This is a genomic window from Microbacterium sp. STRO-1N, assembly GCF_057748015.1.
The window spans coordinates 2,692,569-2,713,372 of sequence record NZ_CM173234.1 but is presented as its reverse complement, the minus strand read 5'-3'; the positions used below and the strand labels follow the sequence as shown (position 1 = coordinate 2,713,372).

Genomic DNA, 20,804 nt, shown 5'->3' with positions numbered 1-20,804 from the left:
TTCGGCTCCAGTGAACGCCGCGTCAGCGGCCGCGTCGCGTCGTCAGGAACGCGGCGACCGAGATGACGGCGGCCACGGCCATCAAGATCGCGAGAGGCGTCGCGTCGTCCTCGCCGCCGATGCTCACCAGCGGCGACACGGCGGCGGCGAGCCCGAACTGCAGCGCTCCCAGCACCGCGGATGCGCTGCCGGCGGCGCCGGGGACGGCGCCGAGGGCGAGGGCGGTCGCATTGCCGAACACGAATCCGAGCGACGCGACGACGACGAACACGGCGACGGCCAGCGTCCAGACGGGCGCGCCGGTCAGGGCCAGCGTCAGGAACGCGACCACGCCGACGCCCAGGGCTACGAGTCCGATCGCGATCAGACGACGTGGCGCGACGCGCTCGACGAGCTTCGCCGAGACCGCGCTGGTGGCCATGAGGGCCAGGGCGTTGGCGCCGAACAGCAGTCCGTACTGCAGCTCGGTCAGACCCATCATGCTCTGGTACAGGAACGGCGAGGCCGAGATGTACGCCATCATCACCGTGAACGAGAACGCGAAGGTCAGCGTGTAGCCGATGTAGGCGCGGGACAACAGTGCGCGCAGCGGTGACCCCGTCGCACGCTTCAGGACCGCGAGTTCGGCGCGGCGCTCGCGGGGGAGGGACTCGCGGATGCCGGCGGTCACGGCGATGAGCATGACGATCGCGATGCCGAGGACGACGGCCAGCACCCCGCGCCACCCGAGCGGCCCGGCGATGGCTCCGCCGACCAGAGGTGCGACGACCGGCGCGACGCCTCCGACGATCATCATCAGGCTCATGGCGCGTGCGGCGGCGGGGCCTGTTGCGAGGTCCGAGATGACCGCGCGTCCGAGGACCATTCCGGCAGCACCCGAGAGACCCTGCAGCACTCGAGCGGCGATGAGCACCTCGAGCGTCGGCGCGAACACGGTCGCCGCGCTGGCGACGACGAACACGATCGCGCCGATGAGCAGCAGCGGGCGGCGTCCGTACCGGTCCGAGAGTGGGCCGAACACGAGCTGGCCGACGGCGATGCCGACGAGGAACGCCGTGAGGGTCAGTTGCACGCCGGTCGCGTCGGTGCCGAGGTCGGCGGCGATCGCCGGGAAGGCAGGCAGGTACAGGTCTGTCGCGAACGGCGCGACGGCCGAGAGCAGGGCGAGGATGCCGAGCAGCCCGGCGGTCAGCCCGGGGCGCGTGGTGGGAAGGGAATCGGTCGTGGGTTCGCGGAGAGTCATCACGGATAGTTATAGTAATATAACTAGAATCAGATGTCGAATCCGGATCTACGATGGAGGCATGGTGGCGAGGCAGGCGGCTCTGGCGGATCTGGCCGACGGCGTGCTCGCTCTGAGCCGCGAGATCGAGTTCCGGCATCGCTACGACGACGTGATCCCGCTGACCCTGAACGAGCGTCTGGCGCTGCGCGTGATCGACCGCGCCGGCGGGATCGCGCCCAGCGAACTCGCCGAAATGCTGGGGCTGCAGCGTTCGAATCTGTCGACGGCGCTGCGCGGCCTGGAGACCAAGGGACTCGTCACGCGTGAGCACGACGGCGGCGACGGGCGCGCCGTCGTGGTGCGTTCCACGGCATTGGCCGCCGAGAACCTCCAGCGCCTGCGGGACGGCTGGGCTGGTGTCCTCGCGGAGGTCGCCCCCCGCGATGCCGATCTGGATGCCGTGGCGCGACTGCTCAATGAGATGACGGCCGCACTCATCGAGCAGCGGCGGGTCGAGGACTGACGGGCGCGCGTCGCCTCCCAGACCTGGAAGAATCGACGGGTGGCTACCGTGAACCCGCCGCGCGGAATGCGCGACATCCTCCCCTCCGACAAGGCTCGCCGCGAGCGCGTGCTCTCCGTCATCCGAGACCGCTATCGCGCGCACGGCTTCGATGAGATCGAGACGCCCGTCGTCGAGGAGTACGACCGCCTGCACGCGGGTATCGGCGGCGACAACGAGAAGCTCTCGTACAACATCCTGCGCCGAGGGCTGGATGCCGACGGCATCCGTTCCGCGGCTGATGACCCGGCCGCTTTGTCGGATCTCGGGCTGCGCTACGACCTGACGGTCCCGCTGGCGCGCTTCTACGCTTCGAACCGGGCGCAGCTGCCTGCCGTGTTCCGCTCGATCCAGATCGGTTCGGTGTGGAGGGCAGAGCGTCCGCAGAAGGGCCGCTACCGCCAGTTCGTGCAGTGCGACATCGACATCATGGGCGACGATTCGTCGCGCGCCGAGGCCGAGCTGCTGGTCGCCTCGCTGGATGCCGTGGCCGCCCTCGGTCTGACGGATGCGAGCATCCGGATCAACGATCGGCGCGCCCTGGACTGGATGCTGGACTCCTTCGGCTTCACCGCCGATGAGCGCCCAGGCGTGCTCATCACGATCGACAAGCTCGACAAGATCGGTCCGGACGGGATCGTCGCCGAACTGCGGGAGCGTGCGGCCGCGGCATCCGCGGTCGATGCTCTCGACGCGTTCCTGCGCCGTCCCCAGACGATGGAGTTCGTCCCCTACGGCGAGGCGCACATCCGTCGCGCGCTGCCGGACGGAGCACCCGATGACCTCGTCGCGCACCTCGTCGGCATCGGCGAGGCCGTCGCCGCCGGCCGCGGTGACGCGGGGGAGATCCCGCTCGTGTTCGATCCGTTCCTCGTCCGCGGCATGGGCTACTACACCGGGACGATCTTCGAGCTCGCCCACCCGTCGGTGCCGTACTCGTTGGGTGGTGGCGGACGCTACGACGGCATGATCGGGCGCTTCCTCGGGCAGCAGGTTCCGGCGGTCGGGTTCTCGCTCGGCTTCGAGCGTCTGGTCGATCTGGTCCAGATCGCAGACGACACGGATGCCGCGGCCATCGTCCTCGTGCACGACGCCGACGTCCCGGTCGCCGAGCTCGTCGCCCACAAGGCGTCGCTCATCGCCGACGGATCGCGCGTGCGGGTCGAGCGCCGCACCAAGAACCTCAAGGGCCTGCTGGAGCGGTCGGCCGCGGATGGCTACACGGCGTTCGCGACCGTGTCCGCCGGATCCGGCGTGGGCACGCTCGAGGTCAAGCCGCTCAGCTGATCGCACCCGGGATTCACCCCGGGTTCACCTCAGGGGTGTTCACTTCTCGCGTGGCACGCGTGAGGACACTGGGCGCCGTGCTCGCAGCATGCGCTCTCGCCGTCTTCGGCATCCGGATCCTTCTCTCCCGCCAGGCCGCGATCGCTCGGCGGCGGATCGGGAAGCCTCTGGGCGAGCAGTCGATCGATGCGGATCGCGTGTGGCGGAGATCCCTGCAGGGAACGACGATCGACCTTCTGCTGCTCGGCGATTCGCTGGCGGCGGGTCTCGGTGCGCAGCACCGCAAGCAGACCCTCGGCGGACGCATCGCGAAGGCGCTGGCGCGAGAGCTGCAGCAGCCGGTTCGACTGCACACGGCAGCGGTGGTCGGCTCGGAGTCCTCCGCTCTGGAGCACCAGCTCGACAGCCTTCCGGAGGGATACCGGGCCGACGTCGCGGTGATCGTCGTCGGCGGCAATGACGTGACGCATCTGATCCCGCCGTCCTCGGCATCCGCTCAGCTCGAGCGGGCCATCCTGCGGCTGCAGGATGCCGGGACGCCCGTCGTCGTGGGCACCTGTCCCGACCTGGGGACCCTGCGCCCGGTGCCGCAGCCGCTGCGTGCTCTGCTGTCGCGGATGTCGCGTCGCCTCGCGCTGGAGCAGACCAGGGTCGCGTGGCGGACGGGAGCGGTGCCGGTCGACCTGAGACACCTCGTCGGCCCGACGTTCCATGCCGAGCCGGACGAGATGTTCAGCCTCGATCGGTTCCACCCGTCTGCGGCCGGCTACCGTCGGACGGCCGAGGCGCTGCTTCCGGCGGTCGTCACGGCGCTGCGGTCTCGGCGCTGAAGCTCGCGGCCCATTCCTCGACGCGCTGCGCACTCTCAGCGGGGGGTGAGGTCCTCGACGCGTGACATGATCGACCAGCGCACGCCGAACGGGTCGCGGATCGATGCGAATCGGTCGCCCGACACGAAGTCGCTGGGCGCCTCGCGGACGACGGCTCCCGCGGCGGTGGCCGCTGCCACGACCGCGTCGACGTCGGCGACGTAGAGACCGAGCGAATAGCAGTCGTCTTCGCCGGACGGCGGGGCGACCAGGTGGTAGTCGGGGGTCGGCTCGCCGATCTGCAGGAGGCCGAGGCCGAAATCGAGGTCCGCGTGGACGACGACTCCGCCCATTTCGGTGACGTCGATCACGGTTGCGCCGAACACGTCGCGGTAGAACGCGATCGCCTCGCCGGCTCGGGGGATGGCGAGGAACGGTGTGAGAGAGGTCGCGTTGTTCGGGCGGCCATTGGTGGTGTGTGCTCCGGTGAGTCCTGTGGCGTTCATGGCTTCGACGGTACGGGCGCTGGAGCCTGGTGCGCTTGGAGATTCGCGACACGATGTCGGCGCCGAGCCCTATCGTGTCGAGTGTGATCGATGCGCGCCGCGGAGTGCTCTATCCGGCGCGGATGCCGGAGTTCCACCGGATCGCGCCACCGGACGAGGCCGCGGAACTGGTCGAGTGGTTCTGGATCCCCGAGTGGGACATCGAGCCCGGGCGGTCGTCTCGGCAGCACGTCGTCCCGTACCCTGCCCTGAACCTGGTCGTCGAGCCTGATGGAGTCGAACTCGTGGGCGCTTCCACGGCTGCGTCCTATCGGGATCTGACGGGCCGCGGGTGGGCGGTGGGCGCGTTGCTGAAGCCTGCGTCCGTCGCGGCGCTGACCGACGAGCCGAGCGCCTTGCGGGACGCATCGTGCGCGTTCGATGCCCCTGACCTGCATCGTGATGTCGTGCACGCGATGGGCGAGGGCGGTGAAAGCGCGCGAGCGCGCGCTTGCGCGGCGTTCGCCGACTGGCTCGTCGCTCGCGCCGGCGCGCCGACGGCGGCGGCGCGCGATGCGAACGCCATGGCCGCTCTGCTGATGACGGATGCGACGATCATCCGCGACGAGGATGCTGCGACCCGACTGTCCGTTTCCGTGCGCACGATGCAGCGACTGGCGCTCCGGTACGTCGGCATGTCGCCGGCCGCGATCATCAGACGGCGACGTCTGCAAGAGGCCGCTCAACGGGTGCGCGAAATTCCTCAGACGGATCTCTCGATGCTTGCCGCTGAGCTCGGATACTCGGATCATTCGCACTTGACGAACGACTTCCGCGCGGTGCTGGGATTCACGCCGACGTCGTATCGCTCGGCGTCTGCCGACCCTTTCACCGGGTGAGCCCGCTCGCTCGTCGAGGGGCACTTCGGCTCGCTCCGCTTGCTCAGCGTCGGTCTCCGCGAGTCGAAACGCAGCCGTCGCTGAGCAGCCGTCGGTTGCGCGCTTCGCTCGCGCTCGACGAGCGATGGGAGAAAGGCAGTTGATGCTCGCGCTCCACGGCGAGAAGGTGTCGTCCGGTCGTGCTTGACGGACGAATTGCGTGCCTCCGGAGGGTGGTGGGTCTTCTTGGGTGGTGTGTCCGGTGGGGGTGGTGAGTTGGATGGTGCCGTTGGGGCGGGATCGGTAGTGGGTTCGGGTGCGGTGGCGGTGGGTGTGGTGGTTCGGGCAGAGGGGTGCGAGGGAGTCGGTGTTGGTTGTGCCGCCGGGTGAACGTCGCCGGAGAACACGACGGGGACCAGTCCGTGCACGCGGTGTCGATCGCCGCGAACGCCGCCCGTTCGGCCGCCCGCTCCTCGGCGGTCGCATCCGCGGGAGCGGCGACCAGGCCGAGGGCGTGCACGGCCCGACCCACCGGTACAGGGACGCGAACCCGGTCACCGCCCGCTCCCACAGCCCCGGCAGGTGCGCGTGGGCGCGTTCGGCGAGGAACACCTGCCCGCGCACATGCTCCTCCGACATCGCCATCCGCAACGCGAGGTCCATGATCGCGGCCCGCTCGGCGTACTCGACCGCGCGGGCATCCTCGATCCCGTCCACAGACAGTTCCGGATGCCGGCGCGCGTGCTGGATCACCCGCAGCATCCGGGTCGCCTGCAACGCCGCCTGCCGGTTCGCATCCACCTGCGAGCACTCCGCATCCGCGAGCAGCAGACCGATCTCCTCCGCCGGCCCGAGAACCGGAGGAGGAGAGGCACCTGCTCCGCTGCATCCATACCCCTTAGTTGAGTATCTATGTTCGAAGCCGGCAAGAGGTGAACCACCCGGATTCCCGCCAACGATCCACGGCAGTGGACGCGTTTCGACTCCTCGCTGCGCTCGTCCCTCAACGAACGAGAAGGGGCGCTCGTCGCTCAACGAACGAGAGAAGCGCAACGAACGGGAGGGCGCTCAGCGAGCGAGAAGGCGCAGTCGCAGCATCCGGTACCCGACTCCGACGAGCACGACGAGAGTGCCGACCAGCGACGCGACCACGGGCAGCGTGCTGACGAGCACGAGGCATCCGAGCGCTCCCAGCACCTGCAGCGCGCGCGGATAGCGGCGCACATCCGCCGATTGCCGGAACGCCGCGGCGTTCGCGATCAGGTAGTACAGCAGCACTCCGAAAGAGGAGAACCCGATCGCACCGCGCAGATCCGCGAGCAGAACGATCCCGATGACGATGAGCGCGACGACGATCTCCGCACGCTGCGGCACCTGCCAGCGCTCGTTCACCACGGCCAGCCAACGGGGCAGGTCGGCTTCGCGTGCCATAGCGAGGCCGGTGCGTCCGATGCCGGTGAGCAGGGCGAGCAGAGCGCCGAGGGACGCCGCCGCGGCAGCCACGCGCACCACCGGCTCGGCCCAGCCCCACCCGGCCGCCGCCACGACGTCGGCGAGGGGAGCGGCGCTGTCCGCGGCATCCCCGCCGAGGACGAGGAGGACGGTCAGACCGATGGCGACGTACACGACGACGGCACCACCGAGAGCGAATACGATCGCGCGCGGGATCGTGCGGGCCGGATCGACGACCTCTTCGCCCATCGTGGCGATACGGGCGTAGCCCGCGAACGCGAAGAACAGCAGCCCGGCGCCTTGGAGCACGCCGTAGGCCGTGGCATCTGCAAGCGGCGCGGGGGAGTGCGGAGCGCCGCCGACGCCGGAGGCCACGACGCAGGCGAGGCCGATCAGCGATACCGTCACGAGCACGCGGGTGGCGAGGGCGGTGCGGGTCACTCCGAAGCAGTTCACCGTCGCCAGCGCCGCGACCGCGACGAGGGCGACGGTCCGCTCCCAGCCGGCCGGTGCCGCGTACGAGGCGAAGGTCATCGCCATCGCGGCGCAGCTGGCGATCTTGCCGATCACGAAGCACCAGCCGGCGACGAATCCCGACCAGGGGCCGATCTCGGCCCTGGCGTAGGCGTAGGTTCCACCCGCGACCGGATGCACTGCGGCGAGCTGAGCCGAACTCGTCGCGTTGCAGTACGCGACGATCGCGGCGACCGCGAGCGCGATGAGGGTGCCGGAACCTGCTGCGCCGAGAGTCGGAGCCCATACGGCGAACACGCCGGCGCCGATCATCGAGCCGAGACCGATCGTGGTCGCGTCGGTGAGGGTCAGGCGGCGAGCAAGGGGCACAGCATCATCGTGCCACCACCCGGTTAACGATCGGTGCCGCGCGCTGTCGTGACGCGCTTCTTCTCGCGGATGTACACCTCGCGGCGCACTCTGGCGACGATGTCGCCGTCGTGGTCGGTGATGACGGTCTCGAACCATTCGAGCACCTTCGTGCCGCCGTGCGCCCGTTCGCGCAGTTCTGCCGCTTTCTCCTTCGAGACATGGAATTCGGCGGTGAGGACCCCGCGACCCGGCTTGAGGAATTCGATCTCGCCGCGGGTGTCCCACACGACGTAGTCGCGGCCGAGCTGGTGCATCACCAGCATGAAGAAGTACGGATCCGTCATCGCCGACATCGAGCCGCCGAACGCCGTCTTGACGTAGTTGCGGGTGATGAGGTTCACGTGCAGTTCGACTGTGGCGTGCGTCCAGTCCTCGCTGAAGCGACGGATGCGGATGCCGCTGAACAGGTTCGGTGCCCACAGGCTCATGCCGATCGCGAGGCGGCGAGGAGTGACCTTCATGCCGATCAGTGTGGCCGACGAGTCGGACCGCCCACAAAGCGACTGGACCCTTGCTACAAGTGTTCTAGTTTGAGTAGAATTAATAGAAATTGGAGGAACGTGCTGATCCGAATAGACGCGAACAGCTCGCGACCGCTCTTCGAGCAGGTGGCCTCCTCGGTCCGCGCCGACATCCTGACCGGCGCTCTGGCGCCGGGCGATCGGCTCCCGTCGGCGCGGGACGTGGCGGAGGCGCTGGACATCAACCTCCACACCGTGCTGCACGCGTACCAGCAGCTGCGCGACGAAGGTCTCGTGGATCTGCGTCGTGGTCGAGGGGCGGTCGTCGCGGCATCCGCTGCTCCGCTGGTCGAACTCGCCAAAGAAGTCCACGCGCTCGCCGCTCGTGCCGCCGAACTCGGCATCTCTCAGACCACGCTCGCCTCTCTCGTGAAGGAGACCATCCTGTGAACGACGGCGCACGACGTTCCCGCATCGCTTTCCTCTGGGTGGGAGTGATCGCCCCTCTGGCGATCCTCGCGCTGGCCGCCGTGGTGATCCTCGCCTGGATGCCGGAACTGCCCGATCCCATCGCGATCCACTGGGGCGGCGACGGCGTCAACGGCTTTGCGCCGCAGTGGACATATCTCCCGCTGACCCTCGGCATCGGAGCGGCCGTGATCCTCTTCGACGCAGCGCTCGCGCTGTTCGCGCATCGCCTGCCGCAGAGCAGCAGCCGGCCGGCGGTCCGTCCCTGGTCGGCGGCGGCACGAGGCCTGGGCGCGATCAACCTCGGGGTCGCGGTGCTTATCGCCTTCGTCGCCGTCTCCGGCGCGGCGATCCAGCGCGGGCTCTCGGATGCCGCGGATGCGCCGACCATCATCGGCTGGACCGGCATCGGCCTCGTGCTCCTCGTCGTGTTCGGTGTCGTCGGCTGGTTCCTGCAGCCCCAGACGCCGGCGGATGCGGTGGAGCCCGGTGAGCAGGCGGGTGGGCTCGCACTGGCGACGACGGAGCGTGCTGCCTGGTTCGGATCGGTCGCGATGCATCGGGTCGGGTGGATCGTCATCCTCAGCCTGTTCGCGGTGTATCTCGCGGTGACCGTCTTCGCCGTCGCTCGCGCGCCGTATGACGGGTGGACAGGGGCATGGATCCTCATCGTGACCTCGGTGGTCGTGCTCATCGCGATCGGATGCGGTATCGCGTTCCGCGTACGCGTGACGGCTCGCGGGCTGCGAGTGCGGTCGTTTCTCGGCTGGCCGGATACGCGGATCCCCGTCGGAGAGATCGCGAAGGTCGAGGTCGTCCGGATCGATCCGATGGCGGACTTCGGCGGCTGGGGCTGGCGCATCGGCACGGATGGAAGGCGCGGCGTGGTGCTGAGGGCCGGAGAGGCCCTGCAGGTGACCCGCAGCAGCGGACGCGTGTTCGTGGTCACGATCGACGGTGCGCAGCAAGCGGCCGCACTGCTGCAGGCATACGTGGATGCCGAGGCATCCGATCGGACAACAGGAGGCGCATCGTGATCACCCAGGACAGCCCGCGGAACCGGATCCCACTGACCGCCACGATCGCGTTCGTCGTGCTGGCCTGCGGGCTCGCCTGGCTGGTCGCCCTTCCGCTCTGGCTGGGCGACGGCCTGAACCATCCGCTCGCGGGCATGCTCATCTCCGTGATGATGTTCACCCCGGCGCTCGCCGCGGTGCTCGTGATCCTGGTGCTCCGGCCGGTGCCGAAGGGGGAGCGACTGCGCTTTCTCGGGATGTGGCCGCTGCGTCCGGCGAAGCGGGTGATCTGGTTGAGCGTGCTCGGCTTGTTCGGGCCGCTCGTCGTGATCGTCCTCTCGATCGCCGTCGCCTCGGGGTTCGGCTGGGTGGAACTGGATCTGATCGGATTCTCCGGATTCAACGAGACGCTCGAGGCATCCCTCCCGGACGGGGTCCCCGTGCCGCCGGCCGGACTGGTGATCGCGTCCCAGCTGATCGCGATCCCGTTCGCGGCGGCGACGATCAACGCCGTGATGGCGTTCGGCGAGGAACTCGGGTGGCGCGGCTTCCTGGTGCCGGCGCTGCGCCAGTACGGCACCTGGGCGGCGCTGCTCATCAGCGGGGCGATCTGGGGACTGTGGCACGCGCCGGTGATCCTGCTCGGCTACAACTTCGGCCGCACCGACCTCACGGGGGTGCTCTTCATGGTCGGCGGGTGCGTGGCGTGGGGCATCCTGCTGGGCTGGTTGCGCCTGCGATCGGCGTCCCTCTGGCCGGCCGTCTTCGCGCACGGCGCGATGAACGCCGCCGGCGCCTTGATCACGCTGCTGTACGCCGCCGGGACGACCTTCGACATGGCGCTGGCAGGTCCTCTCGGGGTCGCCGGATGGATCGCGTGCGCCCTCGTGATCGTCGTGCTGGTCCTCACAGGGCAGTTCCGGAATCAGCCAGAACTGGACGGCGGACCGGGACGACTGCTCTCACCGCGGCGCGAGGGGTAGTCCGGCCTTCGTCACCGAATGCGGAACCTGTTCCGGTATTCCGCCGGTGTGGTGTTCAGCCGGCGACGGAAGGCCCGGTGGAGTGTGTCGACCGAGCCGAAGCCGTTGGCCCGTGCGACGCGCTCGAGGGCGACGGCGAGCAGGTCGTGGTCAAGACCGCTCCGAACTCGTTCGTCGGCACCGATCTCGGCGAGCGCGTAGACGCCGCAGGCAACACGAACGTGATCGTCATCGGCTTCATGACGCACATGTGCGTCACCTTCACCTCTGAGGGCGCGTTCCTGCGCGGTAATGCGCCGACCGTCGTCGCCGAGGCCTGCGCGACCCGCCCGCTGCAGACCGCGGTCGCGCGTGTCTCGGCGGAGCAACTGCACCACAGCGCACTCGCGACGATCGGCGACATCTACGGCGTCGTCGTTCCGACGGCGGCGGATCTGACCTGATCGAGCCGGACGCCTTGACGTCCGAGGCGCCGCCGAGTTGGCTGAGGGCATGGCTGAATCGAACCCGCAGAACTGGCGCGCCGCTGACGCCTACCTCGCCGACATCCTCGTCGGGCACGATCCGACGCTCGACGCGACCCTGGCGGCGCAGCGGGCCGCCGGTCTCCCCGAGATCGAGGTCGCGCCGGTCAGCGGGAAGCTGCTGAACCTGCTCGTCCGCATCAGCGGTGCCCGCCGCGTGCTCGAGATCGGCACCCTCGGCGGGTACTCGACGATCTGGCTCGCGCGGGCTGTGGGCCCGGACGGGGCGGTGGTCACGGTCGAGGCGGAGCCCGCGAACGCCGCGGTCGCCCGACGGAATCTGGATGCCGCCGGCGTCGGCGATCGCGTCGAGATCCGCATCGGTCGGGGTGCCGAAGTCCTGCCGAGCCTGGATGGCACCGAACCGTTCGACCTCGTCTTCATCGACGCCGACAAGGAATCCAACACGATCTACCTCGACTGGGCAGCCCGGCTCGGCCGGAAGGGCACCGTCATCGTGCTGGACAACATCGGCCGCGAGGGCGAGATCGCGAACGACGACACGACGGATCCGCGCGTCATCGGCACCCGGGAGGGGCTCCGGATGCTGGGGGAGGATGCCCGGTTCGACGCGACCGCTCTGCAGACGGTCGGCCTCAAGGGCTGGGACGGCGTGGCCATCGGCGTCGTGGTCTGAAACGGCTTCGGCACCTGAGACGCCGCGGGCTAGACTGTCGACGGATCGACGACGCTCCACCACAACCTTTTCTCTGAGCAAGGAGCACATTCGTGGCATTGATCGAGGCTGTAGGCGCACGTGAGATTCTCGACTCGCGGGGCAACCCGACCGTCGAGGTGGAGGTGCTCCTCGATGATGGCATCGTGCAGCGCGCGGCCGTCCCCTCCGGCGCATCCACCGGTGCGTTCGAAGCATACGAGCTCCGCGACGGCGACAAGAGCCGCTACGGCGGCAAGGGCGTGCTGAAGGCCGTCGAGGCTGTCCTCGACGAGCTCGGCCCGGCCATCGAGGGCGTCGAGGCGAGCGAGCAGCGCATCGTCGACGAGATCCTCATCGAGACCGACGGCACCGAGAACAAGAAGCGTGTCGGCGCCAACGCGATCCTCGGCGTCAGCCTGGCGGTCGCCAAGGCGGCAGCCGACAGCGCCGACCTGCCGCTGTTCCGCTACCTCGGCGGACCGAACGCGCACGTCCTGCCCGTTCCGCTCTTCAATGTCATCAACGGCGGCGAGCACGCCGACAATGGCATCGACATGCAGGAGTTCTTCCTCGCACCGATCGGCGCCGAGACCTACTCCGAGGCCCTGCGCTGGGGTGTCGAGACCTACCACGTGCTGCGCAGCGAGCTCAAGGCCGCCGGCTACGCGACCGGTCTCGGCGACGAGGGTGGTTTCGCCCCCGACCTGCCCAGCAACCGCGAGGGACTGGACTTCCTCGTCAAGGCGATCGAGAAGGCCGGCTTCACGCCCGGCACCGAGATCGCCCTCGGCCTGGATGTCGCGGCGACCGAGTTCTTCAACGACGGCGTCTACCGCCTCGACAACAAGGACTGGGATGCCGAGGCGCTGACCGAGTACTACGTCGGCCTGGTCAACGACTTCCCGATCGTCACGATCGAGGACGCCCTCGCCGAGGACGACTGGGACAACTGGAAGCACCTCACGGATGCTCTCGGCGCCAAGGTCCAGCTCGTCGGCGATGACCTGTTCGTCACGAACCCCGAGCGCCTCGCCGACGGCATCCGTCGTGGCGTCGCGAACTCGCTGCTGGTCAAGGTCAACCAGATCGGCACGCTGACGGAGACCTTCGACGCGGTCAGCCTCGCGCAGCGCTCCGGCTACACGGCGATGCTGTCGCACCGCTCCGGCGAGACCGAGGACACCACGATCGCCGACCTCGTCGTCGCCACCAACTCGGGTCAGATCAAGGCCGGTGCGCCGGCTCGCAGCGAGCGCGTCTCGAAGTACAATCAGCTTCTGCGCATCGAGGAGGAGCTGGGCGACGCGGCGGTCTTCGCCGGGCGCTCGGCGTTCCCGCGTTTCACCGCGTGAGCGTGCGCAAGAACTGATCCACGAACGAAGGGGGAGCCATGGCGAAACGCGTGGCTTCCCCTTCGTCGTCCACGCGCACGGTCGACGTGCGCGAGTGGACATCCGGCATCCGGCTGTCCGCGTTCTCGGTGATCATGCTCTCGCTGGTCGTGCTCGGGGCGTGGGTGCTGGTGCCGACGCTGGGCACCTACATCGAGCAGCGCCAGCAGATCGCCGCGCTCGAGCAGGCGGTGCAGCTCTCGAAGGACGAGATCGCGGCGCTCGAGCTCGAGCAGCAGCGCTGGGAGGACCCGGCGTACATCACGACCCAGGCGCGCGAGCGGCTCTACTACGTCAAGCCGGGCGAGGTCGTGTACCTGATCGACAACGACCTCGATGCGGCTGCCCTGCCGAAGGAGCAGAAGCCGGTCAGCGCGGAGCTCGAGGAGAGCGCATCCGATTGGATGCCGCAGCTGCTGCGCAACCTGGCAGGAGCCGGCCTCGCGCAGACCGCGGCCGAGGGCGAGTAGAGGCTTCGTTCAGGCACGCCTCCCGTACGCTGGAGACGTGACGACATCGCCCTTCGCCCCGCCCACTCCTGCGGAGATCGACGTTCTGTCCGCTCAGCTCGGACGCACTGTTCGCGGGGTGGTCGGCATCGCCGCACGTTGCGTGTGCGGCAACCCGACCGTCGTGGCCACGTCGCCCCGACTTCCGGACGGCACGCCGTTCCCGACGTTCTACTATCTGACCCACCCTGTGGCCACCGCGGCGATGTCGACGCTCGAGGCCACCCAGGTGATGCCGGAGCTGGCGGCGCTCCTCGACGAGGACGAGGATGTCGCCTCGGCGTACCGCGCTGCGCATGCCGCGTATCTCGCCGACCGCGCGCAGTTCGGTCATGTCCCGGAAATCGAGGGCATCTCGGCCGGCGGCATGCCCACCCGTGTGAAGTGCCTGCACGCTCTGGCCGGGCACGCACTGGCGGCGGGTCCAGGTGTCAATCCGATCGGCGACGCCGCTCTGGCGCGCTCGAGCTGGTCGCCCGAGCGGTGCCGGTGCGAGCTGCCAGGAGCCGCGATCGCATGAGTCGTCGACGGATGCTGAGCGGCATCGTCGCGGCTGCGGCGATGGCGGCATCCGTCCTGCTCGCCGGAGCCGCGACGCCGCCGGCCGATACTCCGACCCCGACGCCGAAGCCGACCGTCGAGAAACCGGCCGATCCGATCCGCGCCGCGGAGTACTGGCTGGACGGCGCGCGCGTCGAAGAGGCATGGAAGACCAGCCGTGGCGAAGGCGTCACGATCGCCGTGATCGACACCGGCATCGCTCAAGGTCCCGTCGAGTTCCGGGATGCCGTGGTCGGCGGGACAGATGTGTCGGGCACGGGCTCCGAGGACGGACGGACTCCGGTCGGCACGATCGACATCAACCACGGCTCCTGGGTCGCCTCTCTGGCGGCGAGCCGCGGTGCGGAGGACGGCACCGGCATGATCGGGGTCGCCCCCGCAGCGGACCTGCTCTCCATCTCGGTCAATTTCGGCGCCTCGGCGTCCGTGCCGTTCACCGAGCAGATCGCGAACGCGATGCGCTGGGCGGTGGACAACGGCGCCGACATCATCAACCTCTCGTTCACGACCAACACGCTCGATTGGGATCGCAGCTGGGATGACGCGTTCCTGTACGCCTTCCAGCACGACGTCGTCGTGGTCGTCGCGGCGGGCAACCGCGGCAACGGCACGTCCATCGTCGGCGCACCGGCGACGATTCCCGGCGTCCTCACCGTCGGCGGGGTGAACCAGCACGGCGAGGCGAGTGTCGAGGCGTCGACGCAGGGCATCACGATCGGCATCTCCGCTCCCAGCGAAGGGCTGCTGGGAGTATCCGCGGACGGTCGTGTCGCCGAATGGGACGGCACCAGCGGTGCTGCGCCGATCGTGGCCGGTGTCGCGGCGCTGGTCAAGTCGGCTCACCCCGACCTCAGCGCGGGCAACATCATCAACCGGATCCTGAAGACCGCGATCCCCGTCGAGGGTGTCGACCGGGTGCCGGATCCGCTCTACGGATACGGACTCATCGACGCGAATGCCGCCGTGACGGCATCCGTCGCCCACGTCGACGCAGACCCGGCTGCAGACCTCGAGGAATGGATCAGGGTGTACCGGCGGGCCGAGAGCGCTCCGCAGCCGACGCCGACCGTCGGACCCGTTTCCGTGGAGCCACTGCCGGCGGCCGATCCGCCCACCGAAGCCGGTTCTCCGCTTCTTCCCAGTGCGCAGACGCTGCTGTACGGTACCCTGCCGCTGATCGTGCTCACAGTCCCTGGTATCCTGGTTGCGCTAGGCGTCACCGCAGCTGCCCGGCGTATCCGAACGGCGCGCGCGCAGCGCACGCCTGCCCCCTGACAAGGAGTTTCCCCTCTGTGGCTGAGAACAGCACTGTGCCCAAGATTCTGATCGTCGGCGGTGGCTACGCGGGTTTCTACACGGCGTGGAAGCTCGAGAAGCACCTCCGCAAGGGCGAGGCGGAGGTGACCATGGTCGACCCGCTGCCCTACATGACCTACCTTCCGTTCCTCCCTGAGGTGGCCGCCGGCTCGATCGAGCCGCGTCACGCCGTCGTCTCGACGCGTCGCCACCTCAAGCGCACCAACGTCGTGGCCGCCAAGGTCACCAAGATCGACCACGCGAACAAGGTCGCCACGATCACGCCGGCGGACGGCGACGCGTACGAGTACGCCTACGACCAGATCGTCGTGACGGCCGGCTCGGTGTCGCGCACGTTCCCCATCCCCGGCATCGCGGACAACGCGATCGGCATGAAGTCGATCGAAGAGGCCGTGTGGGTGCGCGACAAGCTGCTGTCGAACTTCGACCGCGCGGCCGCACTCCCCGCGGGTCCAGAGCGCGAGCGTCTGCTCACGGTCGTCGTCGTCGGTGGTGGCTTCGCCGGCATCGAGACCTTCGCCGAACTGCGCTCGTTCGCGTCCGCGCTGCTCAAGCGCTACCCGGAGCTCACGTTCGAGGAGACGCACTTCCACCTCATCGAGGCCATGGGGCGCATCATGCCCGAGGTCTCGCTGCCCACGAGCGAATGGGTGCTGAAGGACCTCGCCAAGCGCGGCGCCAACGTGCACCTGGACACCCAGGTCACGGGTGCCGTCGACGGCAACGTCGAGCTCTCCACCGGTCAGGTCATCCCGACCGACATCATCGTGTGGACCGCAGGCGTCATGGCCAACCCGCAGGTCGTCCGCGCGGGTGACCTTCCCGTCGAGGAGCGCGGTCGCATCCGTGCCCAGGCGGACCTGCGCGTGGTGGATGCCGACGGCAACGTCGTCGAGGGCGCCTGGACCGCTGGTGACGTCTCGGCCGTTCCCGACCTCACCGGTGGTGGCGTCGGCGGCTTCTGCGTGCCGAACGCCCAGCACGCCGTCCGTCAGGCCAAGCGCCTCGCCAAGAACCTCGTCGCGACGCTGCGCGGTGAGGCTCCGGTCGACTACATCCATAAGAACCTGGGTGCGGTTGCCGGTCTCGGTCTCGGCACGGGTGTCTTCCAGTCCGGCAAGCTCGCACTCAAGGGCTTCGTCGCCTGGGTCGCGCACCGTGGGTACCACGGTCTCGCGATGCCGACGTGGGAGCGCAAGTGGCGCGTGCTGTGGGGCTGGTGGCACAACCTGTGGCTCGACCGCGACATCGTTAACCTCGAGAAGGTGCAGCAGCCGCGCGCGTTCTTCGAGGAGTTCGCGTCGCGTCCGCGTCCGGCTGCGGATGCCGCTCCGGCTGCTCCCGCCAAGGTCGAGGCACCGGTCGAGAAGGCGCCAGCCAAGGCCGAGGCGACCGCCAGTGCCGAGAAGGTCGCGGACAACGCAGCCGACGACAAGGCAGTGAAGAAGGCACCGGCGCGCAAGCCCGCTGCCAAGAAGGCAGCGGCCGGCGCCGAAGCCAAGTAATCGTCACGATGAAAGCCCCGTTCTCCGGAACGGGGCTTTCGTCGTCTCTGAGGAGATCCATAATCTGATCCAATACGGTCGGTCGTGCAAGGGGAGTACTCCCGTCTGCGGCGGTGTCGTCACTACGGACCTGGCATCAGGTCCCGGCCCGCCGGCCCTCCGGGGCGGAGGAGACCTTGGCAGTCCGCCGACGCGGACGGCCACGGCACCCTGCGCGCAGATCCGTGGCTGTTCGCATCATTCGATGAAGGAACCGCACCATGGACAAGATCTCCCGCCTGCTCGGCATGGCTTCTCAGGCGCTGGACAAGACGTCGGCCTCGAATCGAACCGGCTCGTCCGGGTCGTCGGACTGGAGCGGCATGCTCCGCGGGGCCGTGGATGCCGTGCGCGGTTCGTCCCGGCCGGAGGACGCCGTGGGGTCGACGACGCCGGGCTCTTACGCACCGCCGCCCGCGCCGGGCAGCCACCCGTACGCACCGCCGCCCGCGCCGGGAACGGGGTCCGCTGCGTCCGTCTCCGACGCGGACCGTGCTGCGATCGCGCGGTACGACTACCTGATACAGACCGCGGATCCGCAGCGCGTCGAGCAGATCCACCGCGAGGCTTTCGCTCGGCTGACTCCGGCACAGCGCGACCACATCGCGCAGCGCATGCAGACCGAGTTCGGTCCGGGCGAGCGTCCGGCTTCGGCATCCGCCGATGACCTCGCCCGCGCAGCAGGTCGCGCAGAGGCGATGCGGCCAGGGCGAATGCGCGGGCTGCTCTCGCGCGTGAGCGGCGCGGGTGCGGGAGGAGTGGCGGTCGCGGCCGGAGGCGCGGCGATCGGCATGCTGGGCGCGGTCGCCGCCGGCTCGGTGCTCAGCGCGGCCGCCGGCCCCCTGCTGGAGCAGGCAGGCGCCATGGGCGTCGACTTCGCGGGCCTCGCGGAGGGACTGGACGTCGAGGCGCTCGCCGGTGGCGCAGAAGGGATGCTCGGCACGGCAGGGGAAGCCGTCTCAGGCCTGGGAGAGTCGGCGTCCGACTGGGGCTCGGCGCTCGGCGACTTCGGACTCGGAGACCTCTTCGGACGCTGACGGCGGGTTCCGGGCGTTCGGCGGGGCCCGGAGCCCTGAACGTACCCCCGGTCGGATTCGAACCGACACTCTGGCGAGTTTAAGTCGCCTGCCTCTGCCGATTGGGCTACGGGGGCGTGCCGTTCAGCCTATCGGCGGATGTCGCGCCCAGCGTCATAGGGTGGGGGAGTGCTCGATCTGATCGACGGCCCGACGACCGCCTCCCCAGGTGCCTGGGAGGATCCTGCGCGCTGGTGGCCGCGGCTCAGCGCCGCCACGTCGCACCTGCCAGCGCCGGTCGCGGTGATCGACCTGGACGCGTTGCGCCACAACGCGATGGACCTGCTCGTGCGCGCTGGCGGCATCCCGATCCGCGTCGCGTCGAAGTCCGTGCGCGTCCGATCCGTGCTGGACGCCGTGCTGCGGATCCCCGGCTACCGCGGCATCCTCGCCTTCACACTCGCCGAGGCGCTCTGGCTCTCCGAGACTCACGACGACATCGTCGTCGGATACCCGAGCGTCGACCGGGCAGGCATCGCACGGCTGGCGCAGGACGAGTTCGCGGCATCCCGCGTCACGTTGATGGTCGATGATCCGGCACACCTGGACTTCATCGACTCCGTCGCCGCTCCGGCGGGGCGCGCCGAGATCCGTGTGGCGATCGATGCGGACGCATCCTGGCGCTCCGCCGCGCTGGGCCACATCGGCGTGCGCCGATCGCCGCTGTTCACCGCGGAGGACGTCGCCCGATTCGCACGTGAGATCGTGCGGCGCCCCGGCTTCCGCCTGGTGGGCCTGCAGATGTACGAGGCGCAGATCGCCGGTCAGGGCGATGACGCCGGGCCGGACGCACCGGTGATCCGGTTCGCTCAGGCGCGGTCACGCGACGAACTGCGCCACCGCCGCGCCGCTATCGCCGCGGCACTGATCGACATCGCCCCGCTCGAGTTCCTCAACGGCGGCGGGACCGGCTCGCTCGAATTCACCGGCAGCGACGAATCCGTCACCGAGGCGACCGCAGGCAGCGGTCTTCTGGGCGGGCACCTCTTCGACGGTTACCGCTCGTTCCAGCCGGCACCGGCATCCGCATTCGCCTTCGACGTCGTGCGTCGGCCGACGGCCGACATCGCCACCGTGCTGGGAGGCGGGTGGATCGCCTCAGGGCCTCCCGTCGCGTCCCGCCAACCGCGACCGGTCTGGCCGACCGGGCTGCGCATGCTGCCCAGAGAGGCCGCAGGCGAGGTGCAGACACCCCTGCAGGGGCGGGCGGCCGAATCGTTGGACATCGGCGATCGGGTGTGGTTCCGGCATGCGAAGAGCGGCGAACCGGCGGAACGGATCGATGCGTACCAGCTGGTCTCCGGAGACGAGATCGTGGGCGAACTGCCCACCTATCGCGGTGAGGGAAAGGCATTCCTGTGACACGACTCGGTGGAGCCTGGCAGAACTGGGCGCGGTCGGCATCCGTGGTCCCTGCCCGCGTGGAGCGGCCACGCACGCCCGAAGGCGTGCAGCGGGCCGTGCAGGCCGCTGCAGCGCAGAACCTTCCTGTCAAGGCCGTCGGCGCCGGGCACAGCTTCACGGGCATCGCGGTCGCCCCTGGCGTCCTGCTGGATCTGAGCGACATGCAGGGACTGGTCAGGGCGGATGCCGGGACCGGCCGCGCCACCTTCCTCGCCGGTACGCGGCTGCACCGGATCCCTGGACTGCTCGCGCCGTTCGGCCTCGCGATGGAGAACCTGGGCGACATCGACCGCCAGTCGATCTCCGGCGCCGTCTCGACAGGCACGCACGGCACCGGCGCCCGCTTCGGCGGGCTCGCGACGCAGATCGTCGGCGCCGTGCTCATCACGGCCGCGGGGGAGTTCCTGCGGGTGAGCGTCGATGAGAACGCCGACCTGCTGCCGGCGATCTCTCTCGGTCTCGGTGCCCTCGGCATCCTCGTGGAGATAACCGTGCAGTGCGTCCCGGCCTTCGTGGTGCACGCGATCGATGAGCCTGCTCCGCTCGAAGACGTGCTGGCCACGCTGGACGACCGCGTGCAGGCGTTCGACCATTTCGAGTTCTACTGGTTCCCGCACACCGAGGTGGCGCTCACGAAACGCCAGATGCGGATGCCGGAGTCCACCAGGCGCCAGCCGCTGCCGGCACTCGGGCGCTGGATCGACGAGACGCTGCTGTCGAACACCGTCTACCGGGCCGTGTGCGCGACCGGACGTGCCGTGCCGGCGATCACGCCGCCGTTCAATCGGCTGGCCGTACAGCTCACCGGCGACCGCGAGTACACGGATCGATCGCATGCCGTCTTCACACAGCGCCGGGCCGTGCGATTCCGCGAGATGGAGTACGCACTGCCGGCAGAGAACGTCGTGCCCGCTTTCCGGGCCGTGCGCGAGCTGATCGCGCAGCAGGGGTGGCGCATCGAGTTCCCGATCGAGGTGCGATTCGCCGCGGAGGACGATGTGTGGCTGTCGACCGCGTACGGGCGCGCCACCGGGTACATCGCCGTGCATCGGTACTGGCGCGCCGATCCGACCGAGTACTTCAACGCGGTCGAGGAGATCATGCTCGAGCACGGCGGGCGCCCGCACTGGGGAAAACTGCACACGCTCGACGCAGAACGCCTGCGCGAACGCCACCCTCGATTCGACGACTTCCTCGCCGTGCGCGATCGGCTGGACCCCGAGCGGAGATTCGACAATCGGCACCTGCGACGCGTGCTCGGAGACTGAGCGCCATCCAGTCGACGCGCAGACAGCGCAGCTAGGATGAA

Annotated in this window: 22 protein-coding genes, 1 tRNA gene and 1 pseudogene; 18 read left to right on the top strand and 6 right to left on the bottom strand. The window is 69.3% G+C overall.

The features are described from left to right. Positions 1–22 precede the first annotated feature (22 nt). Entirely contained in the window at positions 23–1,243 is a 1,221-nt protein-coding gene (locus AC3ANJ_RS13180) for a multidrug effflux MFS transporter (RefSeq protein WP_488319282.1), read from the bottom strand. A gap of 61 nt (positions 1,244–1,304) precedes the next feature. Here AC3ANJ_RS13180 and AC3ANJ_RS13175 point away from each other — a divergent pair, with 61 nt between their 5' ends. From AC3ANJ_RS13175 to AC3ANJ_RS13165, 3 genes are all read left to right on the top strand, one after another. Continuing rightward, entirely contained in the window at positions 1,305–1,748 is a 444-nt protein-coding gene (locus AC3ANJ_RS13175) for a MarR family winged helix-turn-helix transcriptional regulator (RefSeq protein ID WP_488316687.1), read from the top strand. A gap of 66 nt (positions 1,749–1,814) precedes the next feature. Further along, positions 1,815–3,074, top strand: coding sequence for a histidine--tRNA ligase (locus tag AC3ANJ_RS13170; RefSeq protein WP_488319281.1), 1,260 nt, complete (start codon positions 1,815–1,817; stop codon positions 3,072–3,074). A gap of 50 nt (positions 3,075–3,124) precedes the next feature. Then, positions 3,125–3,904: an SGNH/GDSL hydrolase family protein gene (locus tag AC3ANJ_RS13165; protein ID WP_488316686.1), complete on the top strand. Its 780-nt coding sequence runs from the start codon at positions 3,125–3,127 to the stop codon at positions 3,902–3,904. On the opposite strand, the pseudogene AC3ANJ_RS13160 reads toward AC3ANJ_RS13165, so the two are convergent. Continuing rightward, positions 3,879–4,389: pseudogene (locus tag AC3ANJ_RS13160) on the bottom strand (VOC family protein). The gene AC3ANJ_RS13165 and the pseudogene AC3ANJ_RS13160 sit on opposite strands and share 26 nt — an antisense overlap. 83 nt (positions 4,390–4,472) lie before the next feature. On the opposite strand from AC3ANJ_RS13160, the gene AC3ANJ_RS13155 reads away from it, so the two are divergent. Next, positions 4,473–5,267 (top strand): AraC family transcriptional regulator, encoded by a 795-nt coding sequence (locus AC3ANJ_RS13155; protein WP_488316685.1) that lies wholly within the window; start codon positions 4,473–4,475, stop codon positions 5,265–5,267. Positions 5,268–5,834: 567 nt separating this feature from the next. After that, positions 5,835–6,152 (top strand): hypothetical protein, encoded by a 318-nt coding sequence (locus AC3ANJ_RS13150; RefSeq protein ID WP_488316684.1) that lies wholly within the window; start codon positions 5,835–5,837, stop codon positions 6,150–6,152. A gap of 162 nt (positions 6,153–6,314) precedes the next feature. Here the strand turns inward: AC3ANJ_RS13150 and AC3ANJ_RS13145 are convergent, their stop codons facing one another. Then, positions 6,315–7,484: an APC family permease gene (locus tag AC3ANJ_RS13145; RefSeq protein ID WP_488319280.1), complete on the bottom strand. Its 1,170-nt coding sequence runs from the start codon at positions 7,482–7,484 to the stop codon at positions 6,315–6,317. A gap of 80 nt (positions 7,485–7,564) precedes the next feature. Continuing rightward, positions 7,565–8,044 carry a PaaI family thioesterase gene (locus tag AC3ANJ_RS13140; RefSeq protein WP_488316683.1) on the bottom strand — a complete coding sequence of 160 codons (480 nt, stop codon included), beginning with the start codon at positions 8,042–8,044 and terminating at the stop codon, positions 7,565–7,567. Between the two features lie 99 nt (positions 8,045–8,143). On the opposite strand from AC3ANJ_RS13140, the gene AC3ANJ_RS13135 reads away from it, so the two are divergent. The 3 genes from AC3ANJ_RS13135 to AC3ANJ_RS13125 are packed head-to-tail and all read left to right on the top strand — an operon-like array spanning position 8,144 to position 10,511. Beyond that, complete coding sequence (locus AC3ANJ_RS13135) at positions 8,144–8,494, top strand: GntR family transcriptional regulator (protein WP_406249423.1); 351 nt, start codon at positions 8,144–8,146, stop codon at positions 8,492–8,494. After that, positions 8,491–9,549: a DUF1648 domain-containing protein gene (locus tag AC3ANJ_RS13130; protein WP_488316682.1), complete on the top strand. Its 1,059-nt coding sequence runs from the start codon at positions 8,491–8,493 to the stop codon at positions 9,547–9,549. The genes AC3ANJ_RS13135 and AC3ANJ_RS13130 overlap by 4 nt, the downstream gene beginning before the upstream one ends. Continuing rightward, entirely contained in the window at positions 9,546–10,511 is a 966-nt protein-coding gene (locus tag AC3ANJ_RS13125) for a CPBP family intramembrane glutamic endopeptidase (protein WP_488316681.1), read from the top strand. Before AC3ANJ_RS13130 ends, AC3ANJ_RS13125 begins: the two co-directional genes overlap by 4 nt. 11 nt (positions 10,512–10,522) lie before the next feature. Here AC3ANJ_RS13125 and AC3ANJ_RS13120 read toward each other — a convergent pair whose 3' ends face one another. Further along, a complete protein-coding gene (locus tag AC3ANJ_RS13120; RefSeq protein WP_488316680.1) occupies positions 10,523–10,759 on the bottom strand; it encodes an AraC family transcriptional regulator in 237 nt (78 codons plus the stop codon). Here AC3ANJ_RS13120 and AC3ANJ_RS13115 point away from each other — a divergent pair. The 8 genes from AC3ANJ_RS13115 (at position 10,658) to AC3ANJ_RS13080 (ending at position 18,052) form a co-directional block, all read left to right on the top strand. After that, positions 10,658–10,954, top strand: a complete 297-nt coding sequence (locus tag AC3ANJ_RS13115; RefSeq protein ID WP_488316679.1) for an isochorismatase family protein — start codon at positions 10,658–10,660, stop codon at positions 10,952–10,954. The two genes, AC3ANJ_RS13120 and AC3ANJ_RS13115, sit on opposite strands and share 102 nt — an antisense overlap. Before the next feature lie 49 nt (positions 10,955–11,003). Continuing rightward, entirely contained in the window at positions 11,004–11,672 is a 669-nt protein-coding gene (locus AC3ANJ_RS13110; protein WP_488316678.1) for an O-methyltransferase, read from the top strand. Positions 11,673–11,764: 92 nt separating this feature from the next. Then, positions 11,765–13,045, top strand: coding sequence for a phosphopyruvate hydratase (gene eno, locus AC3ANJ_RS13105; RefSeq protein WP_488316677.1), 1,281 nt, complete (start codon positions 11,765–11,767; stop codon positions 13,043–13,045). A 50-nt stretch (positions 13,046–13,095) separates the two neighbouring features. Continuing rightward, a complete protein-coding gene (locus AC3ANJ_RS13100; protein ID WP_488316676.1) occupies positions 13,096–13,554 on the top strand; it encodes an FtsB family cell division protein in 459 nt (152 codons plus the stop codon). Positions 13,555–13,591: 37 nt separating this feature from the next. After that, positions 13,592–14,113: a DUF501 domain-containing protein gene (locus tag AC3ANJ_RS13095; protein WP_488316675.1), complete on the top strand. Its 522-nt coding sequence runs from the start codon at positions 13,592–13,594 to the stop codon at positions 14,111–14,113. Further along, a complete protein-coding gene (locus AC3ANJ_RS13090) occupies positions 14,110–15,429 on the top strand; it encodes a S8 family serine peptidase (RefSeq protein WP_488316674.1) in 1,320 nt (439 codons plus the stop codon). The genes AC3ANJ_RS13095 and AC3ANJ_RS13090 overlap by 4 nt, the downstream gene beginning before the upstream one ends. Positions 15,430–15,464: 35 nt before the next feature. Further along, positions 15,465–16,976: an NAD(P)/FAD-dependent oxidoreductase gene (locus AC3ANJ_RS13085; RefSeq protein WP_488319279.1), complete on the top strand. Its 1,512-nt coding sequence runs from the start codon at positions 15,465–15,467 to the stop codon at positions 16,974–16,976. 260 nt (positions 16,977–17,236) lie between these two features. Continuing rightward, complete coding sequence (locus AC3ANJ_RS13080; protein WP_488316673.1) at positions 17,237–18,052, top strand: cation-transporting ATPase; 816 nt, start codon at positions 17,237–17,239, stop codon at positions 18,050–18,052. 42 nt (positions 18,053–18,094) lie between these two features. Here AC3ANJ_RS13080 and AC3ANJ_RS13075 read toward each other — a convergent pair. After that, positions 18,095–18,168 (bottom strand) — tRNA-Leu (locus tag AC3ANJ_RS13075). A gap of 52 nt (positions 18,169–18,220) precedes the next feature. Between AC3ANJ_RS13075 and AC3ANJ_RS13070 the strand changes: the two genes are divergently transcribed. Together AC3ANJ_RS13070 and AC3ANJ_RS13065 are read left to right on the top strand one after the other, a co-directional pair. Continuing rightward, positions 18,221–19,453 carry an alanine racemase gene (locus AC3ANJ_RS13070; protein ID WP_488316672.1) on the top strand — a complete coding sequence of 411 codons (1,233 nt, stop codon included), beginning with the start codon at positions 18,221–18,223 and terminating at the stop codon, positions 19,451–19,453. Continuing rightward, positions 19,450–20,763 carry a D-arabinono-1,4-lactone oxidase gene (locus AC3ANJ_RS13065; RefSeq protein WP_488316671.1) on the top strand — a complete coding sequence of 438 codons (1,314 nt, stop codon included), beginning with the start codon at positions 19,450–19,452 and terminating at the stop codon, positions 20,761–20,763. Before AC3ANJ_RS13070 ends, AC3ANJ_RS13065 begins: the two co-directional genes overlap by 4 nt. Positions 20,764–20,804: the final 41 nt, after the last annotated feature.